Origin of the sequence: Alteribacillus sp. JSM 102045 (genome assembly GCF_041949975.1) — a bacterium.
Classification (GTDB): domain Bacteria; phylum Bacillota; class Bacilli; order Bacillales; family Marinococcaceae; genus Alteribacillus.
The window spans coordinates 1-11,957 of the sequence record NZ_JBHFQG010000059.1 but is presented as its reverse complement, the minus strand read 5'-3'; the positions used below and the strand labels follow the sequence as shown (position 1 = coordinate 11,957).

Sequence of the window (11,957 nt, the reverse complement as noted above, 5' to 3'; positions counted from 1 at the left end):
AAATGCATCTACACGCAACTCCAATCTTTTTCTTGTTTCTTGGACAATTCAAGTGTAAAGGATTTTGGAGCTTGCGTGTTTTTTTATGTCTAAATTTTTTCATACCCCAACAATTATAATAGAGCCACTTTCTTACCTTATTAAAAAGAGCTGTTCCGAGGATATCGGAACAGCTCTTTTTAATCGTGGTACTGTTGACTATCTAAAAAAATGGTGCAAAAAGTACAGTCATAGCAATGGAAAAAGCACCAAGACCGATAGACCAATACCCTAAAGCTCTTGCTCCTCTTCTAGCCGCAAAAATACCAAGTACAATACCTGCACCACCTGTAATAACAGGTAAAAAGAATAAAGAGCAAATGCTTAAAATCAACGCTGTAATCCCCAGGCCTTTTCCTAAAGATTCGTCGTTAACATTTGCTTCCATTGTCGCATCCTGCTCTTCTTCTTCTCGTTCAGGCTCTGCTAAATTAGCTCTATTTCCAACACCAGGAGCTGCAACCTCGGAGGCTGTTTCGATGTCATAGTCTGTCTTATCCAGGTTGTCCTCTGGATAATCTTCTTCATTTGCGAGAAGATCTGCCTCTTTTTCGAGCTCATCATTTTGTTTATTTTCGTCCATACTGCTGCCCCCCTCCCTGCTCTTTTTTTATTCAACATAAAGTGCTAAAAAAAGAGCATTCTTATTATCCCCGAGGGCATCTCTTTAAAACTTCCAATTTAAAACATCCCTGCCACCGTCTTATTTTTGAACACTAAGCATTTGGCAGTCCGTACAATACCCATAAATTTCAAATTTATGGCTTGTAACTTCAAAATCACCTTCTACACTCTCTTCAATCCAATCCATCGGGCAGGAATGAATTTGTCTCGTTTTCCCGCATTCAAGACAAATTAAATGGTGATGGTGCTCTGTCGTTGAACAACTAAAACGAAAACGTTTTTCTCCTTCTAACTCTGTCATCTCCAAAATACCCATTTCTTCAAATAATGCTAAATTACGGTACACTGTATCAAAACTAACACCAGGATACATTTTCTGCATCGCAGCTAATACTTCTTTAGCCGACAAATAACGCTTCTCTTCAGCAAAAAGGTGAAGAAGCTGCTCTCTTTTACCAGTAAATTTAAATCCTTCTTTTTTTAATCTATTTAACGCTTGCTGTACGTTCATCATTTATTCCTCCCGTCAAAAGCGTACAGGTATTTTTGTTTTAATAAAATGATGATCAATAACACAGAAGAAGTAACAACAATCATTCCTCCGGTTGCAATATCATAATGATACGAAAAATATATTCCTGCTAAAACAGCGGCTTCTCCTAAAATTACCCCCCATATTAGTAACTGCTTAAAACTTTTCGCAATCTGTAAAGAAGCGGCAACAGGAAGAGAAATTAGCGCCCCAACTAACAAAATGCCTACGACTTTCATGGATATGGATATTACTAAAGCGATAAGAAGAGAAAAAAGAAAATTGATGTATTTTACGGAAACGCCTGAAACTTTAGCATATTCCTGGTCAAACGAGACAGAAATAAATTCTTTATAAAATAAACCTAATAAAAAAATGACAAATAATGCAGTCAGAACAATAAAAATTAAGTCTTCGTTTGTCACTGACACAATAGAACCAAATAAATAATCATACCACTCACTATATCCAGCTCGAGCAGCACTCATGATTACAGCACTAATTCCAATTCCAGCAGATAAAATAATTGGAGCAGCGAGCTCCTGGAAGTGATGATACGTCTGCCTTAATTTTTCGATTACTAACGATCCAATAAGGGAAAAAATAAAACCGATGTACAATGGATTAACTTCAGTAAAATTTACAGTTTGTCCAAGCAGGACTCCTGCAGAAATTCCCGTTAAAGTGACATGCGAAAGCGAGTCAGATATAATCGAAGACCGGCGAACAGCTAATAGTGATCCTACAAGTGGTGCGATCAAGCCAATAAGTATTGCTGCTATCACACCGCGTTCAATAAATGTAAATTCCATTCCTATCATCTCATTTTGTGTGATTACAATACATTTTACAAGATAATCTTCTGCTTACACAATCTACACACACTGTCCTTTATTTCGAAAGGTCTGAAGTGGCAGACCAGCTAATTTTCTGCCTGTTAGTACAAGTGATAAAAGAACTAAAGCAATAATAACTATCATGCCGCCAGGGGCAAGATCTAAATAAAAGGCTGATATAAGACCTGCAACTACAGCAGCTTCTCCAATTAAAACAGCATATAAAAACATTTGTTTAAAGCTTCTAGCCAATTGAATTGCTGCTGCAACAGGAAGAATCATTAAAGAAGAAACTAAGAGTATGCCGACAATCCTCATCGATGAAGCTATTACCAGCGCCGTCATAATGATAAAAATACCATTTATCCATTTTCCTGGCAGTCCGCTTACTTTTGCCTGTTCTTCATCAAATGATAAGAAAAGTAATTCTTTATATAATAATAAGAGAACCATAGTTATGATGGCGGTAATTATGCCAATTGTCCACAGATCATCTCTTGTTACTGCAATTACGCTGCCAAATAAATAATTAAAAAGATCATTATTAAACCCATCTGCTAAGGAAATAAAAACCACACCAAGCCCGATGCCTGAAGAGAGAATAATTGGTATAGCAAGCTCTTGGTACGCGGTGTAAATATGCCTTAGTTTTTCCATAAAAAGTGAACCGGCAACAGAAAAACCCATCCCCATATATAAAGGATTGATAGGCTGCAGATAAGTAAAGCTTTGCGCGAGAAGTAAATGAAAAGCGATTCCCGTTAATGTAATATGAGACAATGCATCGGTAATTAATGCCAGCTTTCGAACGACAATAAAAACACCTAACACGGGTGCTAAAAAACCAATCATAAGACCTACAAAGAAAGCATTTTGAAGGAATTCATACTTCAAAAAAATATCTAACATATTAGTCCGCACCTCCGTGGTCATGGGTGATAACTTGTACATCATGACCATATAAAGAAGACAAATCACTTTCTTTAAAGTCCTGGGAAGACCCATGAAAATGGAGGTTTTTATTTAAACAGGCAACATCCGTTACAAAGCTAGTCATAGCCCCTATATCATGCGTAACAAGCAGAAGCGTAATATTCTTTTTTACATTCAGCTTTGTCAGAAGTTCATAAAAATGTTGAACAGAAGCAGCGTCAACTCCAACGGTTGGTTCGTCTAGAATCAAAAAATCTGGATCACTGACAAGTGCCCGTGCAATAAATACCCGCTGCTGCTGTCCACCTGATAATTCTCCGATGTTTCGACTTTTGTATTCATCCATTCCAACTTTTTCAAGAGCTTCATGGATTTGATTTTTGTGTTTTCTGTTAAGAAAACGCAGTAAGCCTACTTTTCCATACAGCCCCATTGAAACGACTTCATATACGGTAACTGGAAATCCAGTGTTGAAACTATTTGCTTTTTGAGAAACATAACCAATTTTTTCCCAGGCTTTAAACTTATTAATTGGAGTATCAAAAACTCGTATCTGTCCTTTATTAGGTTTTTCTAATCCAAGTAGAATTTTTATTAAAGTCGATTTACCAGAACCATTTGGCCCTACTAAACCTAAAAAAGACCCTTTTTTAATGGAAAGATTTATATCTTCCAATATTGGCTGGGTACCATATTGAAAAGAAACATTATTTATTTGAACTATTGGTGTTTCTTGGTTACTCTTGTCCATGAGCTCACCCCTATTGCAATATCATACTGATAAGAATGATTACGATTTTTGCCTTATTGAGTATACAGGATTGAGAATTGATTGTAAATCTAAGTGCACCTTGCTCTTGCCTCAATCAGCATTTATGATGTTAGAATATTTATTATTTATACTGGGAGGTCATCCAATGCCTCAACAAAAAGAACACATTGCAGTTATCGACATAGGTTCTAACTCTATTCGGCTTGTTATTCATCAGCTGGATGAAAAACGAGGAGCAAGAGAAATACATAACCTTAAAAAAACAGCTCGTTTAAGTAATCATATTGACGATAAGAACAAACTAACTGACGAAGGATTTGCTATATTAAAACATTCTCTCCAACAATTAGAAGAAATTATTTATTATCATAACGTAAACAAAGTGCAAGCGATAGCTACTGCTGCTATTCGAAATGCGTCAAATCGTGAAGCAATCCTTTCTTTTATTCATCAAGAAACTTCTTTGAATGTGAGAGTTTTGTCCGGCGAAGATGAAGCTTACTATGGCTATCTTGCTGTAGTAAATTCCACATACCTCTCTGATGGCATCACTATTGATATTGGAGGTGGAAGCACAGAGATCACTCTTTTTCAAAATAAAGATCTCGTTCGCTCACACAGCTTTCCATTTGGTGCTTTAACGTTAAAAAACCAGTTTTTTCCCGATAATGAACCAGATAAAGATGATTTAGAAAAATTAGCAGATTTTATTAAAGCACAATTTTCTACCCTTCCTTGGTTGAAACAATCCCAGAACCTGCCTGTTATCGGTATCGGAGGAAGTGCTCGTAATATGTCTCTTATCCACCAGGGACAAATCAATTATCCTCTGGCCGGTCTTCATCAATACAAGATGGAATCTAATGATGTAAAGACTACGCTGGCATTATTAAAAAATTCTTCATTAAAAGATAGAGAAAACATGGAAGGGTTATCTAAAGATAGAGCAGATATTATTATCCCTGCTGTCACAGTGATTTTTGTACTAATGGAATATGCAGCGGCTGATATTTTTATTATGAGTAATAAAGGACTCCGAGATGGCCTCTTATTCGAGGAAATGTTAAAGAATAATTCTATGGATTACTTTCCTGTTGTTTCCAAAGAAAGCTTTTTTCAATTAAGCCGTGAATTTGATATAAACGAAGACTATGTATTTGAAGTTGGTAGAATTGCATGCCAGCTTTATACAGCCCTTGAGCCCTATATTCCTGCACTATTTATAAACGTTAAAAATCTTTATTTACTGCAGCAAAGTGCAAGAGTTCTATATATGGGCGAATTTATCAGCCATGAAGCGAGTAGTCAGCATACTTTTTATGTATTAACCAACCGTTCCATCGACGGCATATCCCATACAGACAGGCTTGCTATGGCTTGTATAGCTTCATTTAAGTCCAAATCCTGGTATAAACGATTTATTCGTCCATTTAAACCATTAATCACTAAAGAAGAACAAAAACGTTATGAACTATTGGGAAGTATTTTAAAACTTGCTTATTCTTTAGACCGAACCAAACGAAAGGTAGTACAGGACCTTGCTGTAAAAAAAACAGGAAGAACTCTTCACTTCTATATATACTGCCGCAAGGATATAAATAATTATTTTGAGCAGGTTAAAAGCAATAAATATAAAAAGCACTTAGAAAAAGTGCTGAAAAGGCCAGTACACCTGCATTTTATATCTAATAATAAATTAACAAAAAATTAAAATATTGTTAGCAAAATAGTACTGCAATTTTGAAATGGTTTTGTATGTAGAAAGGTGTTTGATAGTAATGGTCTGCAATTTAAACAACGCTGCTTACTATAATAACCGTGAACTAAGCTGGCTTGCTTTTAACGAAAGAGTACTAGAAGAATCCTTAGACGAAAACAATCCTCTTCTTGAACGACTAAAGTTTTTAGGTATATTTAGTTCGAACTTAGATGAATTTTTTATGGTCAGGGTTGCTGGTTTGAAGGATCAGGTTATAGCAGGATATAACAAGCCTGAAAACAAAGCCGGGCTGACGCCAAAGCAGCAATTAAGCGCCATTACTAAGATAAACCGTGAGTTAGTGAGTTTACAGGACAAACTTTATGTAGAAACACTACTTTCTCTTCTCTATAAGGAAGGCATTGAGTTTCTTACAATAAAAGAATTAAACAAGGAGCAGCTTCAATATTTAAAATTTCATTTTAAACAATACATCTTCCCGGTCCTAACTCCAATGGCTGTAGATGCTTATCGTCCATTTCCCATGCTGTTAAACAAATCCATAAACCTGGCTGTTCTACTGCATAAAAAAAGTATACCTGCAAAAAAAAGCTTAGCTATCGTGCAGGTGCCATCTGTATTAAACCGTGTGGTGGAACTTCCTGATACACCTTACTCTCACAAGTGCTTTATTATGCTAGAAGAAGTAATCAGCGAGTTTATTGGGGAACTTTTCGAAGGATATGAAGTAATGTCTGTATCTCCCTTCCGTATTACTAGAAATGCTGATTTAACTATTCATGAAGAAGGAGCCCGTGATTTACTCAGCGAGATTGAAAAGGAACTTAAAAAAAGAAAATGGGGGGCTGCTGTCCGCCTTGAATATCAAAAGGAACTGATGGACCCCGAAATGCTCCAATATTTAACATTCGAATTAGAACTTCATGAAAAAGACGTGTATTCTTTTAAAGGACCCCTGGATTTGACTTTTTTAATGTCATTGCGAAATAAATTACGAGAATATGATCATCTCATAGATGAGACCATTATTCCTCAGACGCCTCAAGATTTAGCCGGGGAAGATGATATCTTTTCAGCTATTTCACAAAGAGATATTTTGCTTCATCATCCATATGAATCATTCCAGCCTGTTATTGAGTTTATTAGTAAAGCTGCCCAAGACCCGGAAGTATTAGCTATTAAACAGACCTTGTATCGTGTCAGCGGCGATTCTCCAATCATTAAAGCTCTTGCTGAAGCAGCTGGTAATGGAAAACAAGTAACTGTATTGGTTGAATTAAAAGCTCGTTTCGATGAGGAAAATAACATTCAATGGGCAAAGAAATTAGAAAAATCAGGAGTACATGTTATTTACGGCATAACCGGTTTGAAAACGCACAGTAAGATAACTCTCATTGTTAAAAAACAAAACGGAAAAATTAAACGCTTTGTACATCTTGGGACTGGCAATTACAATGATTCGACTGCAAAGCTTTACACAGATATGGGCTTATTTACTGTTAAACAAGAGTTCGGAGAAGATGCTACAAATTTCTTTAATTATCTCAGTGGTTATAGTAATAAGCCTGTTTGGAATCGTTTTAGTACATCACCCGGTGAAACACGAAATCATTTATTACAGTATATAGACGACGAAATAGCTTTTCATAAAAAACATGGAAACGGAAAAATCATTGCAAAAATGAATTCACTAACAGATAAACCGATTATCGTAAAACTTTACAAAGCCTCAATAGCTGGAGTTTTTATAGACCTTGTTGTGCGTGGTATTTGCTGTCTCCGGCCTGGTATAAACGGAATAAGTGAAAATATTCGTGTCCGCAGTATTATCGGACGCTTTCTAGAACACAGCCGTATTTTTTATTTCCATCATGATGGTGATGATAAACTTTTCTTATCTTCTGCTGATTGGATGACCCGCAATATGGAAAAGCGTATTGAGATAATGTTCCCAATATTGGATTTCATGGTGAAAGAACGTTTGTTAAATGTACTATACCTTACTTTAAAAGATAACATTAAAACACGGTTTCAAGATAAAGTAGGAAACTATCATTATGCAAAATTTTCAGAAGAAGAGCCATTCAACTCTCAGCTAATATTTTATAAAATGGCATCTCAACCAAATGAAATGTACCATGAATAAATATCAAAACAGTAAGTATTAAGGGGGGACAATCAGCTTCACAGCTATGTAAAATAAATCCAGGGTATGGTGCGAAAAGGGCACGTCTCGCATACGAAAGAAGGAGCTGTTCAGTTTTTAAGACAGCCCCTTCCTCTAGTTTAATTATTTGCTAGTGATTCTTCTTTTTTGTCCGCTTTTTCTTGAATTTCTTCAGCATACCAGCTCTTAGCATTTCCGTGTTTGTCTTCATAAGCTTTTAATCCGCCTACTCCTCTATGATAAGCAGTAAGGGCTTTATCCCAATTGTCGTATTTTTCATAGAGATAATCTAAATATTCAATAGATAGTTGTATAGAATAAAATGGGTCAAACAGCAAAGAATGACTATAAGGCATGTCCGCTTTTTTTGCAATCCACGGTCCTGTGTTTTTCATAAATTGTGCCATTCCATAAGCTTTTCCATATTTGGTTGGCGGGCCTACTAATTCAGGATCAAATTTTCCTCCTGTTTCTACATTTAAGAGTTCAAAAACTAGAGCGGGATTAATATTTTTCTTTTTAGCTTGATGAATTAAATAGGTCCCCCAATCCAGTTCAAATCTTCCATCGCTTTCTTTCTTTAATGCTTCTGCCTGTTCTCTAGCGTCTGCCCATTCATGATACTCAATATCCCATTCTATCTCATTCGTTTCATCCAAATAACCGATTTTCTTTTCAAAATCTTTTGCTTTCTCTAATTCCTCGCTTTTATCTTCAAGCCTTTCCATATGCTCTTCTATATGCGCTTTTTCAAAAGCAGTCATTAAAAATAATGCAAAAAATATAATTCCTATTAAAAAATACAGTTTCCTATTCAAACTTACACCTCCGGCCAAACTCTAAAAGGAAAGAAAACAGGATTTCAGCAATAACAGCTATCTGTTTATGGCAAAGGTGCTATGTAGGTTTTGGCAATCATGATCATGCAATAGTTTTGTATAAAAATAACTTTACATGGAGAAAGTGGCCATGATAGGCTACCTTGCCAAGCAGATCCTGTGCCCTCTTGCCTTTTATCTTGGCCACAGAGGCTCCATGTCAAGTTTCCTGGGTGTGGATTTATATACCGTTATTTAAATAATTAAGATTGCCATTACCTACAAAAAACGATTGCCAAATACACTATCTACCCCAATAAGTTCGTATCAAAACTTTCAGATATACAAACCACTACGATATATGGTTTTACCAAAACAATTATTAAGGGTCAATATTTCCGGATGAATTACAAAAAAACACAAAAATCTGCCCGATCTTTACAAATCAGGCAGACTTTAAAACATATTCATCATACAATTTTTTATACTTACTAATTATATATTACACATTTTCTTTAAAGGAAAAGTAAGCGTTATGATTGTTCCTTCATCCACTTTACTCTCTATTTTAAATGTTCCATTGTGTTCTTCCATAATTTTCTTGCACAATGGAATACCAACCCCTGTGCCTTTATCCTTTGTAGTGAAGAAAGGTTTTCCGAGATTCATTAATACTTCGTTTGGAATACCTCCTCCATTATCACTTAACTTAATAATTAAAGAGCCATTTTCAGCAAAGCTTTGCAGAGTAAATACATTCTTTTTACTGTCTTCTGGAAAGGCTTCAATGGAGTTTCTCAGAGCATTTAAAATAATCTGCTTGAACGATGATTCATTAACCTCCACCTTATCCTCTACAGGCTCTACATTGTAATGAAAATGAATTCCTTGCATTAAACATTCAGATCTTATAATATCTATTACACTTTCTAGTAAATATTTAGGTGTGCGTGTTTCTTTCTTGGCTTTTTTTCTTGCTACCGATAAAAAATTGTCAATTATCTCATTCATTCTTTCTGTTTCCGATAGAATCGTATTAGAGTATTTATCAAAACTATCAGTTAATGCAGATAATTGTAAAAAACCTTTGATAACAGATAAGGGATTTCTTAGTTCATGCGCCACTCCAGCAGATAAGTAAGAAACAGACTCCATTTGATCCTGGTAAGTCAGCAGGTGAGTATATTTTCTTTCATAGGACAAGTCATAAATCATTAACAGTACACTATTTTTCTCCTGTAAGTAGATCCCTTTTAAATTAAGCCATTCCCCGCTATGGTCATTTTTAACCTCTAATTGAAGGGGGGTTTTTTTTTCAAGTACATCTTTAACTAATCGTGATGCTACTTTAAGTCCTTCACTGTTAGTTGATAAAAATTTAATATTCATATTATTGCCATATTTGTTTTTATCGTCTTCACAAAAGTATTGACAAAATGCCTCATTGCTTTGCTCAATATCAAGCGTTCTGTTTACAATAGCATAAGCGTGCTCAAAATGAGATAATAGATCATTTAGATCTAATGATGGTGGCGAAGTAACCATTTCTCTTCCAGTAAGTAAAATATAACCATTTTTTATTGCACCGCTGTATTGCATATAAGATTCTTTATCACAAAAGCGGTGGAGCAGTGAAAAGTTAGAGTACGATCCCTTTTCACATATTTGTCTTATATAATAAAGCGCTTGTTCTGCATAATAAGAGGTAAAATAATCATAAAAATAACGGCTGTCGTTAAAGAGTTCTTTGCCTATACTATTCAGTGAAATAATATGACCTTCTTTACTAAGAATTAACTCAGCATCAGCCTTTAAATTTTCGAACTCATTTTTAAAATCAATTGTATTTAATGTACGTAATGATTCGTACATAGAACCCCTCCTTGATCTAACCAAACCCCCGTTAAGTATTGCTGCTTGTCCACAGCATTTTTATTATGATTAATCAGATTAATAATAGCTTTTTTCAATTCCAATTCTTGCCTCCATTTGATTATACTAAATTTTTCAAAAAATGCCTACTTTTTTTGCATGTTTATTTACTTTTATTTTTAGACTTAATTCCCAGAGTTTCTCACTTATTCACGATACATACATATGATGAAAAAGATATTTCATTCGTAGTTATCGACATTTTTTGGATAAAGGAGCGATATATATGAATCGTTTTAAAGATCAATATATTAAATATAAAATTTCTGAACTGCACCCGAAAGACCTCGTTCATTATGGAGCTTTATACGGCGTCACCGTATCAGATGATGAAGCCGCTGCTCTTTTAAAACTTGTTAAATCGAGTAACTGGTCTACAGACAATAAACAATCCATGACAAATCTTTTGCATGAAGCAAAAGAAATTGTTTCTCCAAAAACTTATGTCGTATTAGAACAATTATTCAAAGATTTTATTGGAGAAATATAATTTAAAAACGTACATGGAAACTGGAAATCGAGTAGGAGGAGGTGATTAACCTCCGTCCTCTCACACCACCGTACGTACGGATCCGCATACGGCGGTTTCTCTCTATGATTGACGTAAGAATTGATATCTAGGAAACAGATCACGCAACCCTAAACGGCTCCAGTAGGAGTTGTTTAGGGTTCTTTGTAGTATTGGACTGGCTGAAATTCTCCAATAGGCCTTCCTGGAATTCGCCCATTCATGCGCTTTCCCTTTGGGAACTCCAAGGCGAATCAAGTTCTTCTTACGTGTACGCGGCCATTTCCATTCTTTCCATAGACACATCCTCAATCGTCTTCGTATCCATTCATCAAGCGCCTTGAACGTGCTCCTCGCGTCGGCTAAGGCGAAGTACCCGCACAACCCAACTAGGAACTGGTTCAGTTTGTACAGGCGGCATTCCATACTCCACGCCTTCTGCCACAATGCCCGATTTCAGGAATCGTTTGATGAGACGAAGGAGGGATTGATCCTCCATTCTTTTCGCTAGTAGTCCCATCAGTTTATCATGGTTGACCTTGTCAAAGAATTTCTCCAGGTCCATGTCGACGACCCAGCGTTTCCCTTCTCGAATATATGCTTTCGACTGGCGGACGGCTTGGTGTCCGTTCCGATTCGGGCGGACACCATAGCTGTATTCCGAGAACGTGGGATCATAGACCTTGGACAATACTTGCGCAATCGCCTGTTGGATGAAACGATCCACCACAGTAGGGATGCCTAGAAACCGGACTCCTCCATCTGGTTTCGGGATTTCGACTCGACGGACGGGAGACGGTTCATAGGTTCCCGTCTCTCTGAGCTCGTAAGGTTTCCCAGTGTTCCGATACATGATGTCGCAGGTCTTTTACGGTCATGCCATCCACACCGTGGCTTCCTTTATTGAATGTGATTCATCAAAGCGATTCTCTCCTTACGCGAGCGATGGACTTCGTTCTCTTCCTCTCCTGTTCCACCCTCTCAAGGTCCCCCGTGGACTTCACCACTTCCTCCCTTAAGCAGGCTCCGTTCTGGAGTTGTCTGTGTCTTCACAGGAGTCGGCTCCCCGAAGGATC

At 36.5% G+C, this 11,957-nt stretch carries 10 protein-coding genes and 1 pseudogene; 3 read left to right on the top strand and 8 right to left on the bottom strand.

Translation table 11 applies throughout. The features are described from left to right. Positions 1-202 precede the first annotated feature (202 nt). The 5 genes from ACE1TI_RS20875 to ACE1TI_RS20855 all read right to left on the bottom strand — a co-directional run bounded on the left by ACE1TI_RS20875 (position 203) and on the right by ACE1TI_RS20855 (position 3,715). Positions 203-622 (bottom strand): DUF4190 domain-containing protein, encoded by a 420-nt coding sequence (locus tag ACE1TI_RS20875; protein WP_375009453.1) that lies wholly within the window; start codon positions 620-622, stop codon positions 203-205. A 120-nt stretch (positions 623-742) separates the two neighbouring features. Beyond that, positions 743-1,174 carry a Fur family transcriptional regulator gene (locus ACE1TI_RS20870; protein ID WP_375009452.1) on the bottom strand — a complete coding sequence of 144 codons (432 nt, stop codon included), beginning with the start codon at positions 1,172-1,174 and terminating at the stop codon, positions 743-745. Then, a complete protein-coding gene (locus tag ACE1TI_RS20865; protein WP_375009451.1) occupies positions 1,174-2,007 on the bottom strand; it encodes a metal ABC transporter permease in 834 nt (277 codons plus the stop codon). Before ACE1TI_RS20865 ends, ACE1TI_RS20870 begins: the two co-directional genes overlap by 1 nt. Positions 2,008-2,070: 63 nt before the next feature. Beyond that, positions 2,071-2,940: a metal ABC transporter permease gene (locus ACE1TI_RS20860; protein ID WP_375009450.1), complete on the bottom strand. Its 870-nt coding sequence runs from the start codon at positions 2,938-2,940 to the stop codon at positions 2,071-2,073. Between the two features lies 1 nt (position 2,941). Next, entirely contained in the window at positions 2,942-3,715 is a 774-nt protein-coding gene (locus tag ACE1TI_RS20855) for a metal ABC transporter ATP-binding protein (RefSeq protein WP_375009449.1), read from the bottom strand. Between the two features lie 166 nt (positions 3,716-3,881). Here ACE1TI_RS20855 and ppx point away from each other — a divergent pair, with 166 nt between their 5' ends. Together ppx and ACE1TI_RS20845 are read left to right on the top strand one after the other, a co-directional pair. Continuing rightward, the gene (gene ppx / locus ACE1TI_RS20850) at positions 3,882-5,447 is read left to right on the top strand and encodes an exopolyphosphatase (RefSeq protein ID WP_375009448.1); all 1,566 of its coding nucleotides are present in this window, start codon (positions 3,882-3,884) and stop codon (positions 5,445-5,447) included. 67 nt (positions 5,448-5,514) lie between these two features. Continuing rightward, a complete protein-coding gene (locus ACE1TI_RS20845; protein ID WP_375009447.1) occupies positions 5,515-7,602 on the top strand; it encodes an RNA degradosome polyphosphate kinase in 2,088 nt (695 codons plus the stop codon). 140 nt (positions 7,603-7,742) lie between these two features. On the opposite strand, the gene ACE1TI_RS20840 is transcribed toward ACE1TI_RS20845, so the two are convergent. Together ACE1TI_RS20840 and ACE1TI_RS20835 are read right to left on the bottom strand one after the other, a co-directional pair. Beyond that, complete coding sequence (locus tag ACE1TI_RS20840; protein ID WP_375009446.1) at positions 7,743-8,441, bottom strand: lytic transglycosylase domain-containing protein; 699 nt, start codon at positions 8,439-8,441, stop codon at positions 7,743-7,745. Between the two features lie 495 nt (positions 8,442-8,936). Then, positions 8,937-10,313 (bottom strand): ATP-binding protein, encoded by a 1,377-nt coding sequence (locus tag ACE1TI_RS20835; RefSeq protein WP_375009445.1) that lies wholly within the window; start codon positions 10,311-10,313, stop codon positions 8,937-8,939. A gap of 286 nt (positions 10,314-10,599) precedes the next feature. Between ACE1TI_RS20835 and ACE1TI_RS20830 the strand changes: the two genes are divergently transcribed. Beyond that, positions 10,600-10,863, top strand: coding sequence for a DUF2624 family protein (locus ACE1TI_RS20830; protein WP_375009444.1), 264 nt, complete (start codon positions 10,600-10,602; stop codon positions 10,861-10,863). A 102-nt stretch (positions 10,864-10,965) separates the two neighbouring features. Here ACE1TI_RS20830 and ACE1TI_RS20825 read toward each other — a convergent pair. Further along, a pseudogene (locus ACE1TI_RS20825) lies at positions 10,966-11,795 on the bottom strand (group II intron maturase-specific domain-containing protein). Positions 11,796-11,957 lie beyond the last annotated feature (162 nt).

Bases quoted from the DNA above. Each gene is read 5' to 3' on its own strand.
- ACE1TI_RS20875 (WP_375009453.1), bottom strand. From the start codon at position 622: ATGGACGAAAATAAACAAAATGATGAGCTCGAAAAAGAGGCAGATCTT.
- ACE1TI_RS20870 (WP_375009452.1), bottom strand. From the start codon at position 1,174: ATGAACGTACAGCAAGCGTTAAATAGATTAAAAAAAGAAGGATTTAAA.
- ACE1TI_RS20865 (WP_375009451.1), bottom strand. From the start codon at position 2,007: ATGGAATTTACATTTATTGAACGCGGTGTGATAGCAGCAATACTTATT.
- ACE1TI_RS20860 (WP_375009450.1), bottom strand. From the start codon at position 2,940: ATGTTAGATATTTTTTTGAAGTATGAATTCCTTCAAAATGCTTTCTTT.
- ACE1TI_RS20855 (WP_375009449.1), bottom strand. From the start codon at position 3,715: ATGGACAAGAGTAACCAAGAAACACCAATAGTTCAAATAAATAATGTT.
- ppx (WP_375009448.1), top strand. From the start codon at position 3,882: ATGCCTCAACAAAAAGAACACATTGCAGTTATCGACATAGGTTCTAAC.
- ACE1TI_RS20845 (WP_375009447.1), top strand. From the start codon at position 5,515: ATGGTCTGCAATTTAAACAACGCTGCTTACTATAATAACCGTGAACTA.
- ACE1TI_RS20835 (WP_375009445.1), bottom strand. From the start codon at position 10,313: ATGTACGAATCATTACGTACATTAAATACAATTGATTTTAAAAATGAG.
- ACE1TI_RS20830 (WP_375009444.1), top strand. From the start codon at position 10,600: ATGAATCGTTTTAAAGATCAATATATTAAATATAAAATTTCTGAACTG.